Source organism: Actinomadura sp. BRA 177 (assembly GCF_013372625.1).
In the GTDB taxonomy this organism is placed as follows: domain Bacteria; phylum Actinomycetota; class Actinomycetes; order Streptosporangiales; family Streptosporangiaceae; genus Spirillospora.
The window spans coordinates 1-25,861 of sequence record NZ_JABXFD010000285.1 but is presented as its reverse complement, the minus strand read 5'-3'; the positions used below and the strand labels follow the sequence as shown (position 1 = coordinate 25,861).

General features: G+C 68.9%; 25 protein-coding genes, 2 pseudogenes and 1 CRISPR repeat array. Of the genes and pseudogenes, 5 read left to right on the top strand and 22 right to left on the bottom strand.

What is annotated here, in order from left to right; translation table 11 throughout:
• Positions 1-298 (top strand): annotated as a pseudogene (locus HUX53_RS41070) (transposase); the annotation flags it as partial.
• Positions 299-709: 411 nt separating this feature from the next.
• Here HUX53_RS41070 and fxlA read toward each other — a convergent pair.
• On the bottom strand, positions 710-874 hold the full coding sequence (fxlA, locus tag HUX53_RS12965) for an FxLD family lanthipeptide (protein WP_176403421.1): 165 nt from the start codon (positions 872-874) through the stop codon (positions 710-712).
• Between the two features lie 599 nt (positions 875-1,473).
• Between fxlA and HUX53_RS12960 the strand changes: the two genes are divergently transcribed.
• Entirely contained in the window at positions 1,474-2,811 is a 1,338-nt protein-coding gene (locus HUX53_RS12960; protein WP_176403420.1) for a DNA-binding transcriptional regulator, read from the top strand.
• Positions 2,812-2,900: 89 nt separating this feature from the next.
• Here HUX53_RS12960 and HUX53_RS12955 read toward each other — a convergent pair whose 3' ends face one another.
• The 13 genes and pseudogenes from HUX53_RS12955 to HUX53_RS12895 all read right to left on the bottom strand — a co-directional run bounded on the left by HUX53_RS12955 (position 2,901) and on the right by HUX53_RS12895 (position 14,014).
• The gene (locus HUX53_RS12955; RefSeq protein WP_176403419.1) at positions 2,901-3,731 is read right to left on the bottom strand and encodes an alpha/beta hydrolase; all 831 of its coding nucleotides are present in this window, start codon (positions 3,729-3,731) and stop codon (positions 2,901-2,903) included.
• A 203-nt stretch (positions 3,732-3,934) separates the two neighbouring features.
• Complete coding sequence (locus HUX53_RS12950) at positions 3,935-4,867, bottom strand: hypothetical protein (RefSeq protein WP_176403418.1); 933 nt, start codon at positions 4,865-4,867, stop codon at positions 3,935-3,937.
• A complete protein-coding gene (locus HUX53_RS41065) occupies positions 4,864-5,859 on the bottom strand; it encodes an SAM-dependent methyltransferase (protein ID WP_309237192.1) in 996 nt (331 codons plus the stop codon). Before HUX53_RS41065 ends, HUX53_RS12950 begins: the two co-directional genes overlap by 4 nt.
• Positions 5,860-6,243: 384 nt before the next feature.
• Positions 6,244-6,401: pseudogene (locus HUX53_RS12940) on the bottom strand (BldC family transcriptional regulator); the annotation flags it as partial.
• A 135-nt stretch (positions 6,402-6,536) separates the two neighbouring features.
• On the bottom strand, positions 6,537-7,802 hold the full coding sequence (locus HUX53_RS12935; protein WP_309237191.1) for an acyl-CoA dehydrogenase family protein: 1,266 nt from the start codon (positions 7,800-7,802) through the stop codon (positions 6,537-6,539).
• Between the two features lie 54 nt (positions 7,803-7,856).
• Entirely contained in the window at positions 7,857-8,450 is a 594-nt protein-coding gene (locus HUX53_RS12930; RefSeq protein ID WP_176403417.1) for a GAF domain-containing protein, read from the bottom strand.
• The gene (locus HUX53_RS12925; protein ID WP_309237190.1) at positions 8,447-9,037 is read right to left on the bottom strand and encodes an ATP/GTP-binding protein; all 591 of its coding nucleotides are present in this window, start codon (positions 9,035-9,037) and stop codon (positions 8,447-8,449) included. The genes HUX53_RS12930 and HUX53_RS12925 overlap by 4 nt, the downstream gene beginning before the upstream one ends.
• 55 nt (positions 9,038-9,092) lie before the next feature.
• A complete protein-coding gene (locus tag HUX53_RS12920) occupies positions 9,093-9,512 on the bottom strand; it encodes a DUF742 domain-containing protein (RefSeq protein ID WP_176403415.1) in 420 nt (139 codons plus the stop codon).
• 25 nt (positions 9,513-9,537) lie between these two features.
• Positions 9,538-10,008 (bottom strand): roadblock/LC7 domain-containing protein, encoded by a 471-nt coding sequence (locus HUX53_RS12915; RefSeq protein WP_163056470.1) that lies wholly within the window; start codon positions 10,006-10,008, stop codon positions 9,538-9,540.
• 44 nt (positions 10,009-10,052) lie between these two features.
• Entirely contained in the window at positions 10,053-11,645 is a 1,593-nt protein-coding gene (locus tag HUX53_RS12910) for a sensor histidine kinase KdpD (RefSeq protein ID WP_176403414.1), read from the bottom strand.
• Positions 11,646-11,658: 13 nt separating this feature from the next.
• Positions 11,659-12,519 carry an SAM-dependent methyltransferase gene (locus HUX53_RS12905; protein WP_255205204.1) on the bottom strand — a complete coding sequence of 287 codons (861 nt, stop codon included), beginning with the start codon at positions 12,517-12,519 and terminating at the stop codon, positions 11,659-11,661.
• Between the two features lie 5 nt (positions 12,520-12,524).
• Positions 12,525-13,376, bottom strand: coding sequence for an SAM-dependent methyltransferase (locus HUX53_RS12900; RefSeq protein WP_176403412.1), 852 nt, complete (start codon positions 13,374-13,376; stop codon positions 12,525-12,527).
• 338 nt (positions 13,377-13,714) lie between these two features.
• On the bottom strand, positions 13,715-14,014 hold the full coding sequence (locus tag HUX53_RS12895) for a hypothetical protein (protein WP_176403411.1): 300 nt from the start codon (positions 14,012-14,014) through the stop codon (positions 13,715-13,717).
• Between the two features lie 194 nt (positions 14,015-14,208).
• Here HUX53_RS12895 and HUX53_RS12890 point away from each other — a divergent pair, with 194 nt between their 5' ends.
• From HUX53_RS12890 to HUX53_RS12880, 3 genes are all read left to right on the top strand, one after another.
• Positions 14,209-15,633 carry a helix-turn-helix domain-containing protein gene (locus tag HUX53_RS12890; protein ID WP_176403410.1) on the top strand — a complete coding sequence of 475 codons (1,425 nt, stop codon included), beginning with the start codon at positions 14,209-14,211 and terminating at the stop codon, positions 15,631-15,633.
• Positions 15,630-16,196 carry a GNAT family N-acetyltransferase gene (locus HUX53_RS12885; RefSeq protein WP_176403409.1) on the top strand — a complete coding sequence of 189 codons (567 nt, stop codon included), beginning with the start codon at positions 15,630-15,632 and terminating at the stop codon, positions 16,194-16,196. Before HUX53_RS12890 ends, HUX53_RS12885 begins: the two co-directional genes overlap by 4 nt.
• 319 nt (positions 16,197-16,515) lie before the next feature.
• Positions 16,516-16,885: a CRISPR direct-repeat array (repeat unit 30 nt; unit sequence GTTGCGAACCCTCGCAGGGGCGATGAGGAC).
• A 251-nt stretch (positions 16,886-17,136) separates the two neighbouring features.
• The gene (locus HUX53_RS12880) at positions 17,137-17,361 is read left to right on the top strand and encodes a hypothetical protein (protein WP_176403408.1); all 225 of its coding nucleotides are present in this window, start codon (positions 17,137-17,139) and stop codon (positions 17,359-17,361) included.
• Positions 17,362-17,447: 86 nt separating this feature from the next.
• On the opposite strand, the gene HUX53_RS12875 is transcribed toward HUX53_RS12880, so the two are convergent.
• The 8 genes from HUX53_RS12875 to HUX53_RS12840 form a co-directional block, all read right to left on the bottom strand.
• Positions 17,448-17,759 (bottom strand): hypothetical protein, encoded by a 312-nt coding sequence (locus HUX53_RS12875; protein ID WP_176403407.1) that lies wholly within the window; start codon positions 17,757-17,759, stop codon positions 17,448-17,450.
• A 143-nt stretch (positions 17,760-17,902) separates the two neighbouring features.
• Positions 17,903-18,727, bottom strand: a complete 825-nt coding sequence (locus tag HUX53_RS12870) for a hypothetical protein (protein WP_176403406.1) — start codon at positions 18,725-18,727, stop codon at positions 17,903-17,905.
• 52 nt (positions 18,728-18,779) lie between these two features.
• Positions 18,780-19,604 (bottom strand): hypothetical protein, encoded by an 825-nt coding sequence (locus HUX53_RS12865; RefSeq protein ID WP_176403405.1) that lies wholly within the window; start codon positions 19,602-19,604, stop codon positions 18,780-18,782.
• Between the two features lie 42 nt (positions 19,605-19,646).
• Positions 19,647-20,435, bottom strand: a complete 789-nt coding sequence (locus tag HUX53_RS12860; RefSeq protein WP_176403404.1) for a hypothetical protein — start codon at positions 20,433-20,435, stop codon at positions 19,647-19,649.
• Positions 20,432-20,845, bottom strand: coding sequence for a DUF4913 domain-containing protein (locus tag HUX53_RS12855; RefSeq protein WP_176403403.1), 414 nt, complete (start codon positions 20,843-20,845; stop codon positions 20,432-20,434). The genes HUX53_RS12860 and HUX53_RS12855 overlap by 4 nt, the downstream gene beginning before the upstream one ends.
• Before the next feature lie 95 nt (positions 20,846-20,940).
• Entirely contained in the window at positions 20,941-22,683 is a 1,743-nt protein-coding gene (locus tag HUX53_RS12850) for a type IV secretory system conjugative DNA transfer family protein (RefSeq protein ID WP_176403402.1), read from the bottom strand.
• 59 nt (positions 22,684-22,742) lie between these two features.
• Positions 22,743-24,188 (bottom strand): hypothetical protein, encoded by a 1,446-nt coding sequence (locus HUX53_RS12845; RefSeq protein ID WP_217919379.1) that lies wholly within the window; start codon positions 24,186-24,188, stop codon positions 22,743-22,745.
• A gap of 49 nt (positions 24,189-24,237) precedes the next feature.
• Positions 24,238-25,713 (bottom strand): SCO6880 family protein, encoded by a 1,476-nt coding sequence (locus HUX53_RS12840; protein WP_176403401.1) that lies wholly within the window; start codon positions 25,711-25,713, stop codon positions 24,238-24,240.
• Positions 25,714-25,861: the final 148 nt, after the last annotated feature.

Sequence of the window (25,861 nt, the reverse complement as noted above, 5' to 3'; positions counted from 1 at the left end):
CGGGATCGCGCCCGGCACCATCCACTCCGACAACGGGACCTCGATGACCTCCAAGCCGGTGACCGCACTTCTGGCAGACCTGGGCATCATCAAGTCCCACTCCCGCCCGAAAGTGAGCAACGACAACCCCTACAGCGAGGCGCAGTTCAAAACCTTGAAGTACTGCCCGGCTTTCCCGGACAAGTTCGACTCACTCGACGAGGCCGAGACGTTCTGCCACCACTTCTTCGACTACTACAACCACCGGCACTACCACGCCGGGATCGGGCTCCACACGCCGTTCACCGTCCACATCGGCACCGCCCAGGCGATCCAGCACCAGCGAGCCGCCACGATCGCGGCGTTCCGCGCGACCAACCCGCGACGGTTCACCCAGACACCCACCCTGCCCAAGATCCCCACACTCGCGCAGATCAACCGACCCGACCAAGACACCACCGACCAGACCAGATCTGACCAGGAGAAACACGCCGCCTAACGATCACTGCCCCTGTCCCATTTGACTTGACACCTACCGTGGCGGGAGAGCCGGCCCCTCATAGGCGGCAGCACGGACGAGCACAGCATCTGACGCCCGGAACACGTCCGGACGGGTGGGGCCACGCACGAGCACCTCCGAGTCGACGATGCGGGTACCAGCCACAGCGCCGCCGCAGGGAAATCCCGTACGGCGACGCTGGCTCGCTGGGGGCGAGTGGTGACGCGTTGGTCAGACGGCGCCACTGACGCAGGCCCCGCACGTGCTGGTGCATCCGTCGTCGGTCACGTTGACGAGGCCGGCGGGGTCGGCGATCTCCAGCAGGCGCACGTCCAGGTCGAGCGCGTCATCGGTGTCGGCCGCACGTGTGTCGGTCTCTACGGGCTTGGGGCTCATGCTTCCTCCGTTTTCCTTGCCGGGGTGATGGATCCTGATTTCGCGGGGTGGTCCATGGGCCGGAAGCCGTCTTACGAGTTGGGTGGTTCCGGCGGCGTAGTCGCTGGGAGGCCTCGTTGCGAGCCTGCAAGCGGTCCGCAAGTTTGCGTGCGGCCACTGCAGAAACGTCGGCCGGGACGACGGCCGCAGGCAGCCCCTTGGCGCCGTCGCTCATGAGGACCAAGACGAACCCGCCTTCGACGCGCGGGCTGGCCACCACCTCGGCGGAGCTGCTCTGCTGCTGCGGCTCCCACACCCGCAGCGTGACCGGGCGCAACGCTTCTTCGACTACGCGGGCGCGCAGGCCGAGACACTCAAGTTCTGCGGCCAACACCAGAAGCAGGCCTCGTGCGTGCGCTTGCGGCTCCTCCCGGTCCGTCGAAACGGACGAGAAGCTCGTGCTTCCGAGGCGAGCGGGAAACATGACCGGTCCTCCCACCGAGGTCAGCCGCATGTGTGAACGTAGACGCAACAAACCTCTCTCCCTCCTCGATGTAGGGGGAGAGCCCGTTCGCAGGCCCCTACCTGGCCCCTGGCGGCCTAGACGGAGACCGCAGGTCATGAGCACTGCCGCAGAGCTTCCGGCGCTCCTGAAACAGCTCAGAGAGCAGGCCGGAATGTCTCAGTCCGATCTCGCCGCGCGCCTGTGCGCCATCACCAGCACCACGACCGTCACCCGGACAGAAGTGTCTCGATGGGAACGGGGAAGGCGTCGACCCGAAGCGTGGCTCGCCGCGCTGGCAGCCGGGCTCGGTGTCGAGCGTGCTGTACTGGAGGCCGCGGCCGAACGCGATGGGCGGCCCGCCCTTCTAGACGCGGGAGGCATGTGCGCTCAGCCAGTAGCGGCCGAAGCCTTGGCAGCCCAACAGACCGGAACGGTCGAGACCGGCGACGAGTGGACCCGGGTGAGCGAACTGCTACGCCGAACGTTTCTCAAACGCGGGGTTGCTGCGATCGCGTTGCCGGCGGTCGGCGTCGGGGAGCTTCAGCACATTGCCGCCGCCCTTGAGGATGCTCGCCGATATGCCGACGCGGCGCTGGTCGAGCACTTCCGCAGCTGCATCGACGAGGCAGCCGGCCTCGACCGCACCGTCGGCGCCGCGGCCGGTATCCCGGTCGTTCTCGGACTGGTCACCGCCATCGACCAAACCGCCCGCGACGCCCGCCCTGAAGTCCGCCGCGCACTGGTGCGCACCGCCGCGCTCGCCGCCGAACTTCTGGGATGGTTCTACCGCGACCTCGGAGCAGGGCGCCCCGCCGGATACTGGCGAGACCGGGCTATGGAGTGGGCCCAGATGGCAGCCGACTCTGCCATGCAGGGTTACGTCCTGCTGAAGAAGGCACAGGCGGCCTGGGACGAACGAGACGCCGTCGGAATGATGGCCTTCGTCCAAGCGGTCCAAGAGGGACCGTGGCGTCTGCCGCCACACGTGCAGGCTGAAGCCGCGCAACAAGCGGCGCGGGCTCACGCCATGCTCGACCAGGACGCCAACGCCATGGAGGCCGAGATAGAGCAAGCTCGCGAGCTGCTCACCGAGGCGACCTCCTCTGCAGGGATAGGGCCCCACTTCAACAAGGCCCTCTTCGAACTGCAGGTGGCGATCTGCCACGCCGAGGTTGGAAGTCCGGACCGCGCCCTGGAGCTCTACGAGGCCAACCTGACTCAGGCGGCCTTCTCCAAACGCGACTTCGGGTACTTCCTGTCACTCAAAGGCGCGGCGTACGCCGCCGCCAAGGACCCCGACAACGCCGCCACGTCCGCGCTGTCCGCCCTGGAGATCGCAAGGGCGACCGACTCTGCTCGTACTCACCGGGAGGTGCTGCGCGTCGTCGGCCGGCTCCGTACCTGGCAGCAACGTCCCGCGGTCCAAGAACTTCGGCAAGCCGTCCTCACATGACCCGAGCCCGGAGCGCCGGTAGAACCGGTCCTGCTGCCAGGGCGATCTGAGACCCGTCGACGCTGATCAAAGGCTGACGCCCACAGCGCTCACAAGCTCGGCGCTGCCCGTAGCCAGTTGGTGATCGTGCTGATGCTCTCGGCCTGCCAGCTCTGGGTCTGGGGGTCGAGGTACCGGGGGTCGTCATGGACGGCTATTCCGTGCTGGGCTCCCTCGATCTCGATCAACCGAACCTCGCCGCCGAAGCGTCCGACCGCGTCTCGTGATGAGTCGATCGGGATGAACGTGTCCGCAGTGCCGTGCAGAATCAGCGTCGGGGCCGTCACCTCGCCGAGAACGTCATATGGCCGCAGGTAGAACAACTCGTTCAAGAGCGGCCGACCCAGCTTGAAGGTCGGCGAGTGAGCCAAGACGCCATGCCTGGCCAACTGCTCGGCCGCTTCGTCGTCGAGGTGATCGTCGTGCCAGTACGGCTTCTCGTCGATGAGGCGGCGCTTGTGGTGCAGCAATGGGTTGATCAGTACGAGTCGGTTGACCATCGCGGGGTGGCGAGCGGCGAAGAAGGCGGCAAGACCACCACTGAAGCTCGCGGCGAGCACGTTCACAGACTCTGCGATGTTGACCTTCTGTGCTTCTTCAACGGCTGCTCGGATGTCGTTCACAACGCCGGACAGCGTGAGCGTCTGCATCTCGCCCTCGCTTTGCCCGTGGGCGCGTAGATCGAACCGGAGCGAGGGCAGGCCCGCAACTGCCAGCCCTGAGGCCAACCGGGCGAAGAAGCCGCCCTCCTCGCGTGTCACGCCGCCGCCGTGGACGAGCACCGTCGCGGCCCCTTGCGCACTGTCGGGTTCGACCAGCGTGCCGGCCAGGCGCAGCCCGTCCAGACTCCGGAAGGTGATGGTGCTGGCGTGCTCGGTCATCTACGCAGCCTCTGCCACACAGGCGGCGGGGTCAATCTTCGCTGCCGTCGGCTGCGGAAACTTACTCTGACGCCTTATCTCAGATTCCGCGGGACCTGCGGGACAGGCGCCCCTCACTCAATCCGCAGCCGCACGGTGATCGCCATGGGGGCGGCCTCACCGGCCAGATAGGTCAGTCCCTTGTGCCGGCCGGTGAGACCCTACTAGAGGTCGACCGTCACGCTGATGCGTTTGTGGTCGGAGTCGGGGTGCTCGGGGTCGCGGAAGTCGTGGACGCGGTACGAGCCGGGCACGTAGGCGTCTCGGAGCGGGTCGTTGAGGAGGATGCCGTCGATGACCAGGCATTGGCGGCCGTTGGGCCTCTCGATCTGGGTGGGAGTGAAGTCCTGGGCGAGTTCGGCGGCGTGGTGGAAGCCGACGCCGCCTTCCCGCTGCCGGGTGTCGGGGTTCCACCATCCGACCAGGGCGTCCAGGGCGCGGGTGTCGTAGATGTGCGGGCCGGCCTGCCTGGGGCCGCCTTGGAACTGGACGCGGTAGTTGATCGCGCGTGGGTTGTGGAGGCCGGGTTTGTTCATGTCGGTGGGTTCGAAGGGGCCGGAGGGGACGGTGTTCCAGTCGCCGAGGAGCGCGCAGGGGATGGCGGGGTCGGCGAGCCGGTCGAACCGCCGGTTGTCGGCGAGGCGGGTGTCGCCGGAGTAGATGTCGCCGTGCGTGGCGGCGATCCGGATGGGGTCGGTGCGGCCGGGCAGGGTGAACAGCATCAGGTTGCGGTTGCGGGAGGCGAAGTCGGGCAGCCGGTGGGAGTAGAACCGCCGCACCACGACCTTTTGCGGGTTGACGTAGATGACGGGGGCGAACAGTCCCCACTCACGGGGAAGCGAGCACGGGTGCGGCACGTAGGCCGGCCCGCCCGCGTCCCGTAGCGCGGCGGCGGCCTCGAACGCGCCTTCCATGCCGTTCAGCTCGTACCGGTCGCCCTCACCGATCACGGCGATGTCGGGCCAGTCGCCGTCGTGGAACATCCCGGTGACCTTGCTGTAGTCGTAGGGGCCGCCGTCGCCGGAGTAGGAGGAGTAGCCAGCGTCGGTCCGGCCGCCGTGCTCGACGTTGACGTAGCTGAGGCGAAGATGCGTCATCGCGTAGGTTCCTTCTCTCCCGATAGCTGTTTCGATGGCGTCGTCGGGCGGCCGGGGGAAGACAGCGGGGTCATCGCCACGGCACATCGTGCGTCGGTATTGGCAGGGCTGATTGGGGACACGCCGGGTCTCCAAAGCGCGGGGGGAACCAGGCCGGGTTGGACGGGGTCCAGGCCGGTGAAGAACCCGGCGATCTGCGTCGGAGTGCGCAGCCGGTAAGGAAACGCGCCGGTGGCGTTGTAGGCGTCCTGCGCCTTGGTGAGGGCAGCACTGGTAGTGGTTGCGTCACTGAGGACCAGGAAGCTGCCCGGAGCCAAACCGTCCATCAAGCTGCGCACGATCGCGTGCGCCTCCTCGGTGTCGTCGATGTGGCCCATGACGCCCGACAGCAGGACTGCAGCAGGCTGGTGGAGGTCCAGGTGCTGGGCGGCACCGGCCAGCACGGTGCGGGTGTCGGTGAGGTCGGCGTCGACGTGACCGACCGTGCACTCTGGCCCGCCGGTCAGCAATGCTCGGGCGTGGGCGATCACCAACGGGTCGTTGTCGACGTAGACGACACGGGTGCCCTCGGCCGCCGACCGTGCGGTGGTGTGGGTGTCGGCGGCGTGAGCTTCGCGGCCTGGGGACGGCAGGCCGGGCCCGATATCGATGAATTGCCGCACTCCCTGCTGGGTGAGGTACCGCACGGCTCGGTTCCTGAAGGCCTGCTGCACCGCCATCAGTTCCGCGACCGCGGGGTAGAGCTCCCTGAACGCTTCGGCGGCATCCCGGTCGGCCTCGTAGTGATCGTGACCGCCGAGCAGGTAGTCCCAGACCCGCGCCGAATGCGGCACCAGCCGGTTGATGTCCTTGCGGGCGGCTACGGCAACGCCAGCACCTGCCGCAGCGTGCTGCTGCGGTGCCGTGTGAGCGTGCGGGGTGAGTACGAGTTGCGCGGCCTCCGGCTGCTCCGAGGCTGGTGGCGGCTGTGAAGGGACGGGCCCGCTGTCCACCGTTCCGTCAAGCACAGCGATGCTCTCCCCGGCGGTCTCATGTTGCGAAGGCGCAGCGGGCAATCGCGGCAAGTCGGCGGTGCAGATGTCCGGGATGGCTATGTCTGCAACACGCAGCACCGTGGAGGCGTAGTCGAGCAACTGGTCAGCGCACGCGCCGGAGAGGGCACTGCTAAAGGTCTGGAGTTCGGTCGCGATGTGCTCCCACTCGACCTCGGTGAGGTCGCGTCGCGCGACCTTGGTGAACCAGGTCCGGTCTAGGACGAGGACGGCCAGACCGTAACGTTCCGCCAGATCGATCACTGCGCGGGTGGGGTCGCCCTCGTAGTGGTCATCGACCAGCGTCTCCACCGCAGCGCAGAAACTGGACCGGCGCTCGCTGTTCAGCAGCTCATAGACCTCCGCGGTGGGGTAACGGCGGTGGCCGCCCACCGTCCGGATCGAGGAGAGCCTCTTCTGCTGTGCCCAGCGGGTGACGGTCTTGGAGTCCACCCGGAACAAGGCGCGACTTCGGCCGGTGTCAGCAGATCAGGAGAAGTCATGGGGACCCTTGGTTGAACGAAGGACATGGGTTGCCGCGGAGCTCGGACGGCGGAGAGGTCCGGCCACGGCCCAGAGGCTGCACCGCAGTGGGGAATTCGGGTGTGGTCGCCCGGCGCGGCGGTGACAGATAGAGGTCATGCCGCGTGGCCGGCTGTGGAGGTGGGCTGGCAGGGAGGAAGGTGCAGGGCTGTGACGTGGGCCAAGCGATGCGACCACTGGCCCTTGCCGGTACCGAGCGCGGATTCGGCGAGGCGGTGCAGTTGAATGTCGCCGGTCCCGGCGGGCGCATCGATGTGGAACGCGTCCCGGACCAGGCGTTCGAGGGGCCGATCGCGGCGGAGGCCGGCCGCTGCGTGGATCTTCATCGCGTCCAGGGCCGATTCCATCAGCGATTCCACGCCCCGGTACTTGGCGCTGATCAGCTCGTCGTCGCAGGGCTTTCCCAGGTCGAGGAGGTGGACGGCCTGGTAGGCCAGCGTGCGGGCGGTCATCAGCCGCTCGTTGATCTGCCCGATCCGCTGCTCGATGGTGGGCAGCACGGCAAGCGGTTCGTGTCTTCGGTGGCGGTCCTTGGCGAACCGTACGGTTTCCTCCAGCAGTGCCTGGTGGATGCCCAACGCGACGGCCGTCAAGTTCGGGCGGCCGTACAGGACGGATGAGCTGTAGGCGACGTCCAGGCCGTCGCCCTCGCCGCCGATCATGTTGTCGGCCGGGACCCGGACGTTGTCCATGACCAGGTCGCCGAAGGAGAAGCCGTGCAGCCCCAGTGGCGGCTTGTAGGGCAGGAGTGTCAGACCGGGCCGGTCGTGCTCGACCAGGAACGCCGACAGGCTCTTGGACCGGCGGGTGCTGTCGTCGCCGGTGCGGACGATGACGCCGTGGACATGCCCCACATGGGAGTTCCCGACATAGAGCTTCCGCCCGTTCAGCACCCACTCCTCGCCCTCACGGCGGGCGTCGGCCTGCATGTCCAGGACATTGCCGCCCGACCCGTCCTCGGTCACTGCGATCGTCGGCAGGCACGCACCGGCCGCGATCGGTGGCAGCCACCGCTGCTTCTGCTGCTCCGTCCCGAAGTGGAGGATCTTGGCGGCGCCGAGCTGGGACGCCTGGACCATGGCGCCCATCGCGCCCGACACCCGTGCCAGCTCCTCGATCACGATCGTCTTGGCCAGGTGGCCGGCGCCCATGCCGCCGTACTCGCGAGGGATGGTCACCCCAAGCCACCCCTGCCGGGTGATCAGGGTTGAGGTCTCGACGTCGACGGTTTGCGTGGCTTCCATGCAGGCCACGCGTGGCGCGATCTCGCTCTCGGCGAAGTCACGGACCTTTTCCCGCAGGGTCTTGTGATCGTCGGTCTCGAACACGGACTCCATCCCCTTCTGCTTTCGTGGGGCCACAGCCGGACGATCGGGATCCGGCAGACGTCATCACCGCGGCTTACCTGCTGCCTTTCAGCCGCCCTGGTAACTGGTGCCGAGGCGGCCGCCCGCGCGTCCGCGCTGGTCGAGCAACTCGAGGAGCGCGTCGCGGTGCTGCTTGATGAGTGCGAGAGAGACCTGGCGGGTCTGATTGGGCATGGGCCTGGTGCCGATCACGCACACACTGCCCACCACGGTGTCGGTGGGGCCGAGGATGAGCGGTGCGCCGGCGTAGGCGCGGACCCCGAGCCGGTCGACGACCGGGTTGGAGGCGAACTGCGGCTTGGCGCACACGTCGGCCAGGACCAGAGCCTTGGTGCGGTCGAGCATTTCCGGGCAGAACCCGTGGTCGGGTGCCATGGTCCGGTCCGCCGGCCGAGCCCCTGGCGGGTTGTGCAGGCCGGCGAACGTCTGCCGCTCGCGCAGGAACAGATTCACCATCGCGTACAGCCCTTGCCCCTCTGCTCCGAGTTCGGCGGCGAACGCTGCGGACACCTGGGCCGCGAATCGGTCGAACTCGGCGTCGGGGGTTCCGTCGAGCCCGAGTTCGGCCAGCATCTTCAGACGCTGCTCCGCCGTGTCGTGCCAGTTGTCGATGTGCAGGCCGGAATCGGCGTCGTACCTCATGCGGGTGCTCCGTAGGCGCGTGCTTCGGGGGAGACGGGTGGGCTGGGCTGCGTCCGCTCGTGGGTGAGCGCGTGGTCGACCAGGGTGAGCAGGACGGTGATGGCCGAGCGCTCATCGCGGGCGTCGCAGCACACGACCGGCACGTGGCCTGGGACTTCCAGGGCTGTGCGGACCTCGGCGGGTGTATAGCGGTAGGGAGCGTTGTCGAACTCGTTGATCGCCACCAGGAACGGGATGTGGCGCTGCTCGAAGTAGCCGACTGCGGCGAAGGCGTCGGTCACGCGGCGGGTGTCGACCAGCACCACCGCGCCGACCGCGCCGATGACCAGGTCGTCCCAGGTGAACCAGAATCGGTCCTGGCCGGGCGTGCCGAACAGGTACAGCACCATCTGCTGACGGGAGAAGGTCAGGCGGCCGAAATCCAGCGCGACGGTGGTAGTGGACTTGCGTTCGACCCCGGTCAGGGAGTCGATCCCGTTGCTGATCTCGGTCAGGTATTCCTCGGTGGTCAGCGGCTCGATCTCGCTGGCCGCGCCGATCAGTGTCGTCTTGCCGACCCCGAAACCGCCACTGACGATGATCTTCACGGGGGTTGCCGAGTAGCCCTCCTGGCCGCGCGATCCCGGAGGACGCGGGGGGTGGTCAGGCGACATCGGACAGCCTCGTTTCCAGGCCGGACCGCAACGCCTCCAGCAACTGCAGGTGGTCGGACGCTCCTGGGCCGGGCAGTGCCATGACCAGCGCCCCGCAGTCGATCAGGTCACTGATGATGATCTTGGCGGCCTGGACGGGGAGGTCGGTCAGTGCGGCGACCTCGGCGACCGAACACGGCTGGACACGGCACGCCTCGACGGCGCGGGCGGCCTCAGGGGCCGCCCGCTGGGCACGGGTCGTGTCGGTGGCCTCCAGCAGAGTGACCAGCCGCATCGAATGCTGGGGCCGGGTCCGCCCTCCAGTGATCGCATAGGGGCGGATCTCCTCGATGTCGTAGGTCGACCAAGCTCGGCTCGTACTGGAGCGATCTGCCGGGCAGTCTGCGAGGTCACCCGATGGCCACCGCATGCCCCGGTGTTGCGCGTCCGCCATGTCACCGGCCGCCGCGCGTCGCGGTGAGCAGGTGATCGGCGACGCTCTTGACCAGCAGGCCCATCTCGAACCCGATGGTGTTCGGGTCCGCTCCCGGCTCGGCCAGGACGCAGAGCACGCTGCCGACCAGCCGGGAGCCGGTTCCGGGCCGTCCTGCCGTCGTGTGGTCGGCGCTCGTCACGAACACCAGGAAGGCGTTGTCCTCGACGATGGCCTGCCGGAACCCGCTGGCCTCCGACGTGCAGAACGAATCGGCGGACCGGGCCAAGGAGTGGAAGCTGGAGACCCAAGCGGCGCCCCGGTCGGCCTGGTCGGTTCCCAGACCCGCGGCCGCCATCTTCAACCCGTCCCGCGACACCAGCAGGGCGCCGGTGACCCCGGTCGTCTTCTCCACGAACTTGTCCAGCAGCCAACTCAATGTCTCATCGGCTGGGAACGACGCGGCGGGAAATGGCGTGGGCTTCGTGATCATGTCTCTCTCCGTATGTGCGAGAACATCCGGGGGTCGGGCCGTGGTCAGCCGTTCGCGGGGTCGGTGGGGTACTGCTGCGTCCGCTCCTGCGCGCTGCGGACGCCGGAGGTGAACGCCGCCATCAACCCCGGAGTCGGCGGCTGGGCGGGACTTGCCGGCGGGCCGGCCGGCCTGGGGGCGGAGGGCTGCGGTGTGGCGGCCTGGCTGCGGCGCGGCAGCACCGGTCTTGCACCCGACGGCGGTGTGGTCGGCTCGATGGGCGTCGACGATCCGGTGGACGGTGGAGTTGAAGGGCCGGCGGATGCACGGGCACCGTTGAGACTCGGAACTGCCGGGCGGCGGCGCGGAAGCTCGGGGGCCCTTGCTGCAGGCGCGCCCGGCACCGTCGCTGTCAGTAGCGCGTTCGGCAGGACCACTGAAGCCCGCGTCCCCGACACCTCGGGATGCAGCTCGATCCGCAGGTTGTGCCGGACGGCCAGCCGCGCGGCCACCAGCATGCCGATCTGACCCTGCCGGACCTGTTCGCGCGGGCTGACACGGTGCGGGTCGGCCAGAATCCGCCGCAGGTCCTCCACCTTCTCCGCCGAAAGCGGGAGCCCCTCGTCGCGGATCTCGACATCCAGTCCCTCGGGTGTCGAGCGGGTGGACATCGTCACTGCGGTGTCCGGGCGGGAGAACTTGGTCGCGTTCTCCAGCAGCTCGGCCACCACGGGGATGACGTCCGGCCCCGCGTGCCCCGGAATCTTCGGATCGTCGTCGGGGAGCGTCAACTGAATCCGCGAGTAGTCCTCGACTTCGGCCACCGCCTGGCGGAGCACCGTCGAGACCGGCACCGGCGAGTGGGCCCGGCGAGCGGTGTGACCGCCGAGTACGGCCAGCCGCTCGGCCGCACGGCGCAGTTGGGTTGCCAGATGGTCGATCCGGTAGAGGTCATCGAGAAGATCGGGGTCTTCCTGCTCCCGCTCGGTGGCCTTGAGCCGCTCCAGCATCCGGCTCACCAGCGAATGCACGCGATGCCCGACGTAGACGAGCACCTCCCGATCGGGCTCGTCGCCGGCGATCTGCCCGCCGGTATCCGCGCCGCCTGACGGCCGCGCCGACGGCAGATGCGTCAACTGCTCCAAGCGCCCGGCGATGGCCGTCAGGTGCTCGCCGGCACGGCCCATGTGTCGGGCCAGCTCACCGGTTCCCGGGGCAACGGCCGCGGCTCCTTCCAGGTAGCCGTTCAGCCGGGCGATCTCGGTATCGATGTACTGACGCCATGACGACATCTGCCCGAGCGCGGCGGCGTGACCGGTGACCTGATGCTGGAGCAACTGGTGCTGGACGTTCCGCCGGTGCCGGCGATAGCGGTCGGCCTCGTGGTGGCACAGCAAGATTGCCGTCACCAGTAGCGCCGCCCCGGCCAGCAACACCGCCACGACAGTCAACTGCAGGCCGCGTCCGTCGGAGCGATCGTTGAGGGCGAAGACGACGACCGGGTAGACGACCATGCAAGCCGGCAGCACCGGTGCGATCAGCCACGGCCACCTGCTCGGCGCGGGAGGCGAGTCGGGCACCGGCCCGACCGGCAGCCCCGCCGACCGCGCCGGCCCGCCCGGCACCGGCCCGAACGGCGCAGAGTTCGAGGAGGTCATATCTCGGCCTTCGTCACAACGAGGAGGAGGGGGATGGGGAGGGGATGAAGACGGACCGCGGTCCCCGGATCCGGCCGACGCCGCACCACAGGTCCACGCCACCAGGAACCGGCCGCTGACCGGGGTCGGGACGCCATGTCTGCGCAGGCACCAGCCCCGGCTCGACCAACACCATCCCGGCGCACAACGTCTCAAGGACCTCCGGGTTGCGGACTCCCGGCGGGCCGGGGGCGACATCGGCGCACATGTGGCCCAGCTCGACCAAGCGGCGATCGTGCTCGGCGGTCAGGTGACAGAAGGCGATGTAGCTGCCTGCCGCCAGCTCGGTCCGGAAGACGGTCAAGGCTGCGACGGCTTGGGGGTCCCCGAGGACGTCCAAGCTGTTGATCAACAGCACCGCCACCGGCCGATTCAGATCCAAGATCTCGGCGGCACCGTTCAGCACCGCGCGGGAATCCGCCACTCCCGCCCGCACGAACCCGCAGGTACCGGCGCGGTCGCTGGAGAAATAGGCGTCGGCGTGGAGCATCACCAACTGATCGGTGTCGGCGTACACGACGCGGACGTCAGGGTTGATGGACTGGGCGATGGTGTGGACCTCGTCGTCCATCGGCAGGTCGACGCCGATGACCAGCAACTGGTCGACGCCTTCGCCGACCAGGGCCCGCGTGACCCGGCTGCGGAACGCCAGCCGATGCCGGGCAAGCGACTCGACCTGCGGGGACCGTGCAGCCACCTTTTCGCCGAGAGCGCGATCGACCGGGTTGAAGTCCTTTCCACCGGCCCAGAACGCCCACAGGCGCGCGATTGCGGGGCGGTCGCCCTCGTATACCCCGCTGACGTCGCGTTCGGTGCCGTGCCAGCCGTAGGCCATGTCGCTCACCGGACACCGCCCGACGTATGGCTCGACTTCTCCTTGGGGCCGGGAAGACGGGCGACCATGCCGAGGACGCGGACTGTCTCGTATACCTCACCCTTATGACTGCCGTCTGAGGACCAGAGCTGCACGTCGACCAGACCGGGCGGCACGAGAGCCCATCCGTCCGCCAGAGCGGCGATGTCGGCTTCCTCGCGGAAGATGATCGGACTGCGGCCCTTTTCGTACGCCTTGGTCATCCCGCCGACACGGGCCTGACTGGTGCCGGTCCTGGTCGCATGGGACAGTACGACGACGCTGCCGGGGGCCAGCCGGTCCCGCAAGTCGGCCATGACGGCGGCGGGGTCCTCGATGAAGTGCAGGATGGCGGCAAGGACGATGACCGCCGGCGCGGTCAGGTCGATACGCCCGGCCAGGTCGGGGTGCCCGAGACCGGGGTTGTTGAAGATGCTGTCGAGGTCGTTGACGTCGCCACCGAGCACACGGCCGTAGCCGGTGCGCAGGGCACGGGCGCGCGCAAGCACGACTTCGTCGTTGTCGAAAGCGAGTACGGCGGCGTCGGGGTTGACGTTGTGAACACACGTCTCCACCGAGTCCAGCGGCACGTCGTCGACGATGCCGACGCCGATGTCGAAGACCTGCCCGATGCCGTACTCGGCGACGGCCCAGGAAGCGGCACGGCCCGCGAACAGGAAGTTCTCCCTCGCGACCGCCTGTGCGTCCGGGGAGGTCCGGATGACCGCAAGGGCGGTCTCCTTGTCGGCCCCGGTCCAGCTCTTGCCGCCCAGGTAGAAGTTGTAAACGCCGGCTTCGGAGGCTTGGGTGAAGTCGCGGGCGAGACCGGGCGTGATCACCGTGACTCCGCCGCCGCGAGCAGTTCGTGGAGTCCTTCGGACGTGTCGGCGTCCACAGATGTGGTCTGAGCCGAGGCCGAGTCCTTCCTCCGCCGGTTCGGGTCGAGGAAGGCCCATCAGCGGCCGGCGTCGGAGTGGACGATGTTCCAGGCCGGGAAGTCCCGCTCCAGCGGGGCCTTGGCCCGCGCGATGGCGTCTGAGACGTCCAATGTCTCGTTCATGCTGGTTCCTTGTTGGCGAATTGCGGGTTCCCGCGGCGGCGTAGATCGAGCGTGGGCCGATCTCTCGGCCGCCGCGATTGATCAACGGGGGAGTGCGGATGTAGATGTACGCCGTGCTCAAACCGGCCTGGACACCGTGAGCGCACGCATCACTCGTTCGGCGGCTACGTCCACGAGTTCGGTGGGGCTGATCCGGTCGCCGTCATCCCAGGTGAACCAGCTCTTGCCCCGATCGACCACAACTTCAATCACACCGGACAAAAGCTCCCAGCCTCGCCCGTCCCGCATGTTCGTGTTCTTTATTGACAACTGCGGATACCTCTGCCCGAAGGCGCGTTCGACGAGCAGGTCGGCATCGTTGAGTCGTTCGGCAAGCGCCGTCAGTTGAGAGATCGCCTCGTCATTTGGCTGGAGCACCAGGACCTCCCGGCTTGCGGTTGAGGTCTACAAGCCAGCCATGCGTCGGGGCGGCGCACAACGACCAGTTCGGCTCCAGGAGCGGTCGCCGGTGGTTGCCACATTGGCATCAGGGCTGATGGCGGAGGAATGGCCGGCCCTCTACCGTGGTGATGGAGGATTCCTGTCTCCCCGCATTGGGAAGGCCGAAGCTGATGCCGGATCAAAAGCTGTGTCCCGGATGCCGGAAGACGCTGCTCTCGCGCTACAACCCCGAGCCGGTCTGCGGCATCTGCCGACGTGCCGCGGAGGATCACAGCATCAGCAAACCTGTATGGATATGGGACACCGCACCGATACGCAAGGCTCTGGCTGAAATGAACCTCGGCGGTGTCCTCGCGTTGTTGCGCTCCTCGGCAGGGTTGACGCAGCAGGAGATGGCCGATCTGGTACCAGGCTGGACGAAGAGCAGAGTCACCCGGATCGAATCGGGCGATCGCGGAACCTTGTACGACGTACGGGAACTGCTGGCGTGGGCCGACGCGATCTGCATGCCGCGCGAGGCGCTGTTACCGCTCGTCCTCGGCCAGTCCGACACTGGTCCCGAGTTGCGGTGGACCTCGGAGGAGCAGGGCATGGATCGCAGGACCTTCAACGGCGGTCTGCTGGCGCTGACCGCCTCGGCGTTCCTGCCGGATGGATTCGTCCCGCCGAGTCAGGTCGGACGAGCGCACGTCAACTATCTGAAGACCTGTGCCGATGAGTTGTGGACCCGAGACTGGAGTGTCGGCGGCGTCGTCCTCCTCCGGCAGGCGCTGAAGTTGGTCGGTCGGGCCAAGGCGATGCTGGACGAGAGCGACTACAGCGAGGGGATCGGGCTCGGGTTGATCCAGGCCGGCGCCCATCTCGCCAACTGCACGAGTTTCCTGGCGTTCGACGCGGGCGATCTCGCGCTGGCCCGCAGGCTCTCGCAGGAGGCCGCGACACTGTCCGACAGCGCCGAAGACTCGGCGTTGCGCGCCCATGTCTACGCGACGATGGCGATGCAATCCACTGCGCTCGCGCGGGTCAGCCGGCGGAGAGGGCCTGCGCGTGAAGCACTGCGTGCTCTGAAGATCGCCGCAGACTCCGCGAAACACCACCCCTCACCGAAACTTCACGCCCTCATCGACATGCGAACCGCAACCGTCAAAGCGTTGCTGGGGGACGAGGTCGGAGCGCATTCAGCGATCGGCGCGGCCAAGCGTGAACTTGATCGAGGAAGTCATCCCGACGACTGGCAGTCGTTGGAGTTCGTGACGCGGACCGAGTTGTCGGGACACGAAGCTCGGGTCGCGTCCATCGTCGGTGACGACCAGAAGGCGACCATGCTGTTCCAACGGGTGCTCGATGACGCCGAGCTCGCACCGAGGAACAGGACCTACTACCGGGCCGCGCTGGCGGAGGTGCGGCTGGCGGCGGGCGACACAACAGGTGCACTGGAAACAGGCCATGCCACGCTGGACGACCTCGAAAAGACCGTGGGATCGGTCCGGGCCCTCAAAGCGCTTCGGCCCCTGGCCGATCTCAACGCTGACTTCCACGACCGGTACGGGGCGGTAGCGGACAACCTCACCACGAAAGTAGCGTCGCCGACATGACGCAACCCGAGTTCCGCCGGTTCGACGCCCGGCAGGCCCGCGAGATCCGTGACATCGTCGAAGAGATCTATCGGGACGCCTACGCCGAGGCGATCGCCAGCGGTGACCCGTTCGACTCGCCCGAACGATTCATGATGCGCTTCGACGCCTACACGGCTTCCGGCCGCGGCTTCGACATGGTCGTGGCGTTCCAGGACGGTCAGCCCGCTGGGCAAACCTGGGGATGGCCGCTCGGTCCGGACGCCGCATGGTGGCAAGGCCTCGTCGAGGCACCCGAGCCGGGCTTCACCGTGGAAGACGGCACCCGGACGTTCGCGCTATCGGAAATCATGGTCTGCGATCAATGGAAGGGCCAGGGAATCGCCCACGCCCTGCACGATGCCTTGCTGGGTGGGCGATCGGAGAAACGGGCGACCCTCCTGGTAGAAGCCGACAACGCCACGGCGTACCGCGCCTACTCGTCCTGGGGCTGGGAGCGGGTTGCGCAACTGCGCCCCAACTGGCCGGACGCTCCCATGTTCGACGTCTTGATACTTCCCCTGCCGCTGGAGGCCCCCGCCTGACAACAGGTGGACTTGCTGTCGGCCGTCGGGCTGCTCACTCGTCCCAACCGGTTCGCTAGATTTAGCCGTCGGGCACCAACTGGCCGACGTCGAGGACGGGGCGGATCAGACATGGCCCAGGTCGGCGGCGACCTTCTCCACCCTCGCCCCCGCGAAGCCCTTGCGCATACGATCGGCACGGCCCCGGCGCGGACTGCTGAACGTGCAGCAGAGGTATGGCCTGTTTACGTTTCCACCGTCGATCTTGGCCCTCGGACGACAAATAGTTCGCCACGCACATGGTCGCGTTGCGCCGTGTCCCGCATGGCGCCTACCTAGCCACCGGAACCCTCGTAGGGGCGATGAGGACTGGGAGTACGGGCGGCGAGTCGGGCACATCGGGGCGGGGTTGCGAACCCTCGCAGGGGCAATGAGGACCTGGGGCCGGTGCCGGACGGCTACGGGGTGCGTGCTCATGGTGGCGAACCCTCGGAGGGGCGATGAGGACGTGGTTCGGGATGAGCCCGGCCGGGTCCGATGAGCCGCGTTGCGAACCCTCGCAGGGGCGATGAGGACCGGAACACCACTCATCGCCGTCGAGGTCGCCGGCATCATGTTGCGAACCCTCGCAGGGGCGATGAGGACAGCAGCCCCTCGCCGTTCCCGGTCAGGGACAGCTCGTTGCGAACCCTCGCAGGGGCGATGAGGACCCCATGGTAAAGCTGCAGGTCGTGGACAGCTTGGAGGTAGTGGCGTAGGGCGGTTTTTCAGCGAACCTCCGGTAGTGCAGTTGAGCCCGGGGGCCTGCTGAAATCGGGATCGGGGTTCTGGGCGTCGGCGAGGTCGACAGTGCTCCTCCACAGCAGCCTGAGACGCGATGGTCTGTGCAGCGTAGCCAGATCGAGTCTTCGACGTGCCCACTGCTACTGGTGCCGTGGAGGATTGGGCATCGCATCGGGTCGTGCTGCCAGCCGATGACGGTGCCGCACCGGTCGTGGTGGACGAGGCGGACCTGGTCGCCGACCTTGTACGGGGCGTCCTCGGCGACTTCGGCGGCGTTGAGGGCGCGGCCGGTGCTGAGGGCGGAGGCGAAGTCGAGGCCGTGGTGGTGGGCGTAGTGCTCCAGGTCGCACACAAGTGCCGCCAGCAGTGCCTGGGTGTAGAAGCCATCGTGGTGCAGGAGTGAGGGCTTGCCGGGGAAGGCGTGGTTCTTGTAGGCGGTCAGGGCGTGGGTGGCGCGGTCGAGGCGTCTGCTGGCGTGGGGCATGGCGGTCACCTCAGGGCCGCGGCGACGTTGCCGGCGTGGTGGACGGCCCGCAGGCACGCCACTCGGTCGGCGGGCTCGGTGGTCTTGGAGGCGACGTTGAGGATCGCTTCGGCCACGACCATCACCAGGGCGGCGATGGCCTCGGCGAACTCCTGGGCGGCGGTGTCCGGCATGGATCGCTCCGGCCAGGCGAGGCTGGGGGCTTCGGCCAGCGCCCACCAGGCGTCGGACGCCTCGGCGAGCGCGGTCTGGTAGGCGTCCTCGGGTCCGGTTTGGGCCAGGACTGTGGTGGCGCGCTCGATCAACTCCAGGCCCATGAATGCGGCGGCCAGGAGCGCGGGCAGGGAGTCGGCGGTCTTGATCTGACGGGTGGCGTAGTCGAAGAAGTGCTTCAGCGGAACCTCCGTAGATGTCCACGCCGGGGCCTTTAGAGGCGGCGCGGCGGTGGCGATGAAGTCGGCTATGGGCGGTGGCGGTGACGTGGGTCGGGAGGACCCGCGGGGCGCGGCACTTGCGCTGCGGGTAGGTGGGTGTTGAGTCCTTGGGCCAGCGGAACGGGGAAGTCCTGCGCGGCGAGCTGGGCAGGACTGAGCCCCGTCCCCGCGGATAGGGGCGGGGTGGTGAGGCGCGGTTCGACCTTGGCCAGCAGCAGGTCGGTGACTTCGCGTCTGTCCATGCCGTTCCAGGCCACCAGGGCATTCAGCAGGGCGTGATGGTCGCTGAGATCGTCTTGCCGCGGCTGGGTGCCGTGCAGGTCGGCGCGGCCGATCCGGACCGTGTTCTCCACGAGGATTTCTTCGGCCGAGAGCGGGTTGTTGATGACGTCTTGGCTGGTGGAGGTGGACGGGAAGGGCGTGGTCGGTTCCAGGTCGGCGGCGATGATGGTGCGGCTGCTGGTCTCGCCGAGGAAACGGACGTCGTACTCGGTCGGGCCGTCGTGGGGGACCAGGAGTCCGGTGACGGTGCCGCGGGTCGGGGCACCGAGCAGGATCGCCTCGTCGGCTGCCGGGCCGTTGAGCTGGACGGTCGTGCCGATGGCGAAGACGTCCGGGTTGTTCTGTTCGCTGAGGTAGTAGCCGTTGGCTTGGGCGAGGATGTCGTTGAACTCCAGGCTGCGGTGGTCGGCGTAGTGCATCAGGTCGATCAGCAGATCGCCGAGGAGTTCGCGGGCGTGGGTGTTGTTGCCGCGGTGGTCGAGGTGTTCGGTCTCCTCGAACAGGGCTTGGAAGGCGTCCAAGGCCGCGGCTCCGAACTCAGCGAACTCAGCGGCGCCGGCTTCGGCCATACAACCTCCATGGGTGTCGGTTCCGTGGTGTGGCGGGGGTGGAGTTGAACGGTCAAGGGCGGTGCTTGTGCGGACGTGGCGGGTTGTTCGGCTTGGGCCTGGTGGTGGTCGGTGAGTCGTCGGAAGGCAGAGGGGTCGGTCCCTGGGGGAACTCGGTTGCGGCGAGCCGGGCTGCCGGATCCGGTCCGGGGCGTCCCTTCGCCGGTGTGTGGGCGGCGTGCATGATGCGGTTGTAGAGGTGGCGCATGATGGCGTCGGGTTGGCCGCCTGACCATTGCCCCAGCCGTATGGTCAGCTGGGCGAGGTCGGTGAGTGCCTGCTCGTCGGCGACGAGGCCGTTGTTGGCGGCGCGCTTGAGCCGGACGGCGATGTCGACGATCGTCGATTCGGCGTTCCGGGCGTCGCAGACGACTCCGGCCGTCCGGGTCGGCAGAGGCAGCAGGGAATCGGCGGGCTCCAGTTCGGCTGCGGTGACGTGCAGGCCTTCGTTGACGCCGGGGATGCGCACTGTGCAGTGGTGTTCGCCGTAGGGGGAGGTGGCCAGCGCGTCGATGAAGCCGCGCCACAGCGGATAGCGCGGCTTGCCGCCGGTGGCGGTGCGCTCCTGCCGGAACTGGACCTCGGCGCCGAGCCGGAAGTTGTAGCTCGGGTCGTGGTCAGGCCCGCCGCGGTCGAGGTGTCGCTGGTGAAGCTCGGCGAACGCGCCGTGAACGTCGAGGGCGCGGCCGTCGGCGTAGCGAGCGAGTTGTTCGATGAGCGACTCGATGAGCGGTTCGGCCAACTGGGGATCGTCGCGGTGACTGTCGGATTCGTCGGGCAGGAGATGCTGCTGGTAGGCGTCGAGTGCGGCGGCGACGGCCTCATCGAGGTAGGGCATCTGGTGCCTCCGAAAGCTGAGTGGGAATGCGGTGTGGGGTAGTCACATCTGCCGGGGATGCGGGTTCGCTGCCGGGGGATCTGGGCGGCTGGACGGTGATGGGGCGGGCTGCTCGCCGGCCAGGAGGGCGGCGATGTCGTTCGGGAAGCCGGCCGCGGCGCGTCGGGCGGCCGGAGACAGCCCGTCGGGCACCGGGCGGATCTCACCGGCACGGAAGCGCGCGTGTTCCAGCATCCACTCGGGCTTGGTGCCCGACCAGGCGGCCAGTGCGGCCGACAATTCGGTCAGGTCTGCCAGCGCGTGGGGGTCGGCCTCGGGCTGATGCCGGGGCAGGCGCGTGATGAGTTCGGTGATGGTGTCTTCGGCATCCAAAGCGGAGTAGGCGGTCCCGCAGGTGCGGGTGAGGATCGGCGCCATCCGGGTGGCCGGTTCCAGCTGCGAGGTGGTGGTGTGCTGCGGGTCGATGATTCCGGGGATGCGCAGCACGCATTCGGCGTTCTGCCCGGGACCGGAGGACTTCAGCTCGGTGATGAACCCCCGATGGGGCTCGGCGTCGCGGTTGCGGAACTGGACTTCGGTGTTGAGGCGGAAGCTGTAGCGGGGGTTGGTGATGGCGCCGCCGCGGTCGAGGCGGGCCTGGACGAGCGCGTCCAGCAGGTCGACCACGTCCAGGCGGTTGCCTTCGCCGTAGTTGATGAGGTCGACGACCAGGGCGTGCAGGAGCCCTTCGGCTTCGGCGTGGTCGGTGCGGTGCCCGGTGGCCAGGTCGCCGAACAAGTGCTGTTCGTAGGCGTCCAGTGCCAGTGCGGCGGCTTCCATGCGCTCGCTCATGCGTGCACCGGGCCCGGAGCCGGGGCCGTTGTGGCGGTGTCGTAGCCGAGCCATCCGGTGGGGACGGGGACGGTGCGGGCTTCGTGTGGGGCGAGGTGCTCGTTTTCGGTGCACTGGTAGAAGGGGCCGCGTGGGCCGAGGAGGACGGGGAGTTGGTGGTCGAGGTGGTCGCGGTACCACAGGGCCATGCCGGTGGCGCCTTGCAGCCGCATCGCCTCCCAGGCGAACCAGAGTGCGGTGAGGCGGGAGATGGCCTCGCCGTGCCGCCACCACTCGGCGCACCAGCGGAACTCGCCGCCGAGAGTGCGCCGGTACATCGGGACGAAGTGGCCGCTCACCCAGGCGGTGACATCCGGATACAGCGACTCGCGACGCTTACCGGCGTCCGCGGACGCAGCAGGGTCGGACATGGGGTTGAAGCCTCCAAAGCGGTGGATGTGTGCATGTGAAGGCCCCTTTCTGTGCTGATGTGGACGTGTCTGTGCGGACGTGGATGTGGTGCGGGTTAGGTCGTGGGCCCGGTGTCGGGGCGGGTGTGGTGGCGGCGGGCGGCCTGGGCGATCGCGGTGTCGGCGGCCGTGATGGCCTTGCTGATGGGGTCGGCGTGCGGGCCGGTGTACCAGGGGCGGAGTCGGATGAGGGCGGGTTTGGTGCCGGTGGCCAGTAGCAGCGCGGTCCCGGCGGGCAGGGCGCGGATGTCGGCGCTTTCGAGGATGTCTTGGCGGCGCAGGGAGATCTGTTCGCTGGCGCGGCCGTCGCTGTAGGTGATGGACCGGACGGGCACGTCGTGCTGGCCGATGAGGGTGGCCAGGTCGCGGACGAGGCGGGGTGAGTCGATGCCGGCGCCGATGAGTTTGCGGGTGGCGGCGCCCCAGAGTGCGGCCATGCCGGGTTCGCCCCAGACGGTGACGCCCTGCTCGTAGCTTTGCAGGATGGTGACCGGGATGATGCCGCGCGAGCCCAGGTGGGAGTACAGGTGGGGGAGGTCGGCGATGCGGCAGATGTTGGCGGCCTCGTCCAGGGCGACGATGAGGGGCGGGTCGAGGCGTCCGCCGGCTTGTTCGGCGCGGCGTTCGGCGGCGCGCATGGCGGTGTCGGTGAGCGCGGCGATCAGCGGCGCGGCGGCCGACAGCGACTTCGACAGCAGGTACAGGGTGTCGCGGGAGTCGGCGAAGGTGTGCGGGTCGAAGACGGGCAGGCCGCGGTCGGGGGTGACCCAGGTGAGGATCTCCTGGTCGCGGAGTGCTTTGGCGGCAGTGCGGGCGGTCTGGTAGATCCCGTCGCGGGTTTCCACGGCACCGTTCTGGGTGCCCTTCAACGAGGAGGCCATCAGCTGGAACCCTGCCTGCTGCAGCAGTTCGATCGGGGTCGGGACGGCGGGCTCGTCCAGCCACCGGGCGACGTGGTGCAGGGAGCGGCCAGAGGTGGCGGCGGCCAGGAACAGCGCGCACAGCAGGTCTTGCGCGGCCGGCCCCCATAGGTCCTTCTTCTGGCCGTCGTCGACGGTGAGGACGAAATGCCCGGCCAGGCGGTGGGCGTCCTCCACCGTGGACAGCCCGGCGAGCGGGTTCCACCACCAGGTTTGCGGCTGGTAGGTGATGTGCTGCGGATCGAACAGCCAGATCTTCCCGCCTGTGCGTTCGGCGCGGACAGTGGCGATCGCCGACCACAGGTCCGCCTTGTTGCTGGTCGCGATCACCGGCCCCGGCGCCGACAGCACATGCGGGATGGATTGGGTGGTGGTCTTGCCCGACCGCGGCGCCATGAACGCCACGACCGTGTCCTCGAACGAGGCGAACAACGTCGGCCCGCTCCGCTCGTCCGGCAACAGAACGTCGCCGAGGACGAGACCGATGTCGTCCGGCTCCAAGTCACCGGGGTTGGAAGTGGCGAGGGAACGCCGCAGCGCAATCGCCTTGCCGGCGGTCGCGTCCGGTTGGAGAGCGGTCAGTCCGGGGTTGTCGGCGAGCGCGGCGATTGGATCCCCAGGCTGTGGAAAACGTCGCGCGATCTTCGGCCAGATCTCCCAGACGGCGCAGGACAGTGCGATGACCAGCAGAAGGAGGATGAGCAGGACGAGCCAGGTCGGTGTCCCCGGCCAGGCCAGATCGGTTCGTCCCCGGGTGAGGTTGATTGCGAAGTCGGTGCCGAACGGCATGACCGTCCCGCCCGCTGCGATCGCGGACAGCTTGGCCGCGGCCCACACGATCCACAGCCCGGCGATGGGTGTCCAGCAGGCGGCGAGCACCAGCCATGCGGCGCCGGTGTTGGAGTGCCACAGCGAGGCCCGTGGCCCTAGCGCCCGGGTTATGCGGTTGCCCGGATGGCGTGGTCGGTGTCGTAGAGGTCGGTTTCGGGGCCGACGAGGGACAGTTCAACGGGGATGCCGAGGCGTTCGCCGGTCTTGATGAGGTATTTGCCGCGTCCGGGGTGGCGGGCGCCGGGTTGCCAGGAGTCGGGCGCCGACCAGGAGGCGACCAGGTGCTGTTCGGGGCCGGTGAGCGGGGTGATCTGGTGGACGCGGGCCAGTTCGCGGGGCGGGAGCCCGGCCAGGACGGTGATGGCCGAGCGGTCGGCGAACCCTTTGGCTTTGGCGCGGTCTTCCTCGGTGGCCAGCGCGTCCAGGTCGGCGAGGGAGTGGGTGATCATGACCGAGGCCATGCCTTTGGCGCGGTTGAGGCGGGTGAGGGCGTCGGCGTGCTCGACCAGGCCGGGGGCGCCGCGCAGCGCGCGCCAGAGTTCGTCCATGACGCCCAGGTAGGAGCGGCGGGGCGCGGCGCCCAGGTCGGCCAGGGCGGTGGCGGCGTCGACCATGCCGAAGGCGTAGGCCCAGGTGCACAGCATCGCGGCGGTGAGGAGTTTGTCGCCGGCGGCGCGGACGCGGGAGATGTCGACGCTGATCGCCGGCGCGTCCAGATCGAGGGGCCGGGTGGTGGCGGCGTCGAACACCCCGGCCAGGGAGCCGGAGATGAGCAGGTCGAGGGTGAAGACCAGGTCACGGGTCTGGGCACGGTAGGCGTCGCTCGAATCGGTGCGGGCCGCTCCCCGCAGTTCGTTCGGTCCCTGTTCCAAGATGCGCAGGACGTCGACGATGGTGGGTTCGCGGTCGAGGCGTTCGTCGAGCAGGTCGATGGCGCGGCCCAGGACGACTTCTTCGGCGTTGGTGATGCGGCCCTCGCGGACGAGAGTCGCCAGGGCGAGGAGCAGGGACAGGCGGCGGGAGCGTACTTCCCAGCGCAGGGTTTCGGCGTCGGCACCGGTGAGGTGGCGGCGGGCGTGGTCGAGGGGGCCGGCGTCCAGGGGGTTGATGCGGTCGGCGCCGCGTCCGACGCGGATGACCTGCCCGCCCAGGTAGTCGACCAGGCGGGTGTAGTCGGGTTTGGTGTCGCCGAGGATGATCGGTGTGGTGCCGGTGGCGACGGCGCCGGTGACCAGGCGTTTGACCAGGGTGGACTTGCCGGTGCCGGGCTGGCCGAGGACGAACATGCCGGGGTTGGTGACCAGCCCCTCCCGCAGCCACGCGAGGGGATCGAGGCAGACGACTTCGCCCCACAGTTGGTGGCGCCCGACGGGGGTGCCGGCGGTGGGCGTGCCGGACCCGGCGGTGAAGGGGTACAGGCCGCAGACCTGGCTGGTGGTGGCCTGGTATTCGGGTGCGGGTTCGACGTGCGCGGCGCGCCCGGCATCCCGCCCGCGCCATCCCCAGGGCGGGGCGAGCGGTTCGGACATGGCCAGGGTTTCGGCGTTCGACAAGCGTGACCTCCTCAGAGTCAATGGCTCTTGGGGCAGTGGATTCTTGGAGTCAGTGGATGAGGCGGCGGGACAGTTCGGGCGGGCAGATGCCGCAGGGCAGGGTGGTGGCGAATCCGGCGGCCTGGCTTCCCCACAGGCGCCGCAGCCGGATCTTGGCCGAGTCGGCTGCGGCCTCCACGTGCGCGGCGGCGCGGCGCAGCTGCTCGGGGGCGGGCGCGGTGACGGTGGCGTACAGCGAGACCAGGCACACCCCGGCGCCCATGGCCTCCTCGGCGGCGGCCTGCCGTGCGCGCGCGGAATCCCAGCTGTCGCGGGCGGTTTCGTCGCGTCCGGTGCGGCGCCGGAACTGGGTCCGGAAGGCTGCCGCGTTGACCTCCTGCTGCAGGACGCGGCTGGCGGCGGCGGCCGGAAGAGCCCGGTATTGCAGCGTGATGCGCTTGGGGTACGGGCCGGGTGCGACCAGGCGGGCCAGGACGTCGGAGCGGACGTTCTGGCGGGGCGGTTCGTGCCAGGCCCAGCTCACCGAGACGCCACCGTCGTGCTGGTAGTGGCCGGTGTGCTCGGTCGCGGCGACCGGCCCCGCATCACCCCAGCCCAACACCTCGTGTGAGTCAGGGCCGGCGAGCAGCCGGTTCACCTCACCGCGCACATCAGGATCGAACGCGGTCCGCACGGCCCCGGCGATCTCCGCGGCGGTCGCCCGCCCCAGGACCGAGACCCCGCAACCACCCAGCCGGGCCGCAAGCCCGTCGAGAGCGCGCCCGAACTCGGCAACCGCCTCGTAGAGGTCTTTGGGGCGGGTCGCGGACGCGCGCGGGTCGAAGGTGATCGACACGCGGGTGTCGACATCGGCGGCCGCGGCCGGAGCGGCACGGACCAGCTCGCCCATGATGGTGCGCGCCGCCGCAGGAGCGGTCGGGACGACCGCGCGGCCTACGGCGTCGGCGAGCGTGGACCCGGGTTCGGGCGCGGTCTCGACCGTGACCGTCACCCACCGCACGGCGGGCATGTGCCCGAGCGCGGCCAGCCAGCCGCCCCAACCAGCGACCCAGGCGTCGGCGTCGCTTTGGTCGGCGAGCCAGGTCGAGGTGGGGACGACGCGCAGGGTGGCGGTGAGCAGTCCGGTGCGGCGGTCCCACACGATCCCGTACCGGCCGCCGTACCCGTCCTCGGCGCTCAGCAGGGTCAACGGTGCCAGCACTCCCGGAAGTTGGAACGCGCGGGGATGGTCGATGACGACCCCGGCCCGGTAGTGGTGGTGACCGCGCCACACCCCGCACTGCCAGCGGCACCGCGCCAGCACCAGCCGCACCACCGGAATGCCGCCCACCCGAACCAGTCCGAGTCCGCCGCCGACCAGCGTCGGCGGGAGCAGGTAGATCAACAGGTCCGGGGCGGTGGCGGCAATGAGCACCAGCAGCATCGCCGCAGCCAGGGCGATGAAGGTGGAGGCGGTGTCCAGGCCGAGCAGGCCGATGCCGTGCCGGCGCCGCCAGCCCCCGTAGGTGCGGATGTCATGCCCCATGGCCACCGCCCCCTTCACCAGCCGCACCGGCCGCGCCAGTGGGGCCGCCGAAGCTGCCGGTCGCGGCCCAGCGGACCGTGTCCTCGCCCCGCTGCCGCTCCTGCTCGGCCGTCCGGACCGCGGTCGGGCCGACCGGTTCACCGTGGCC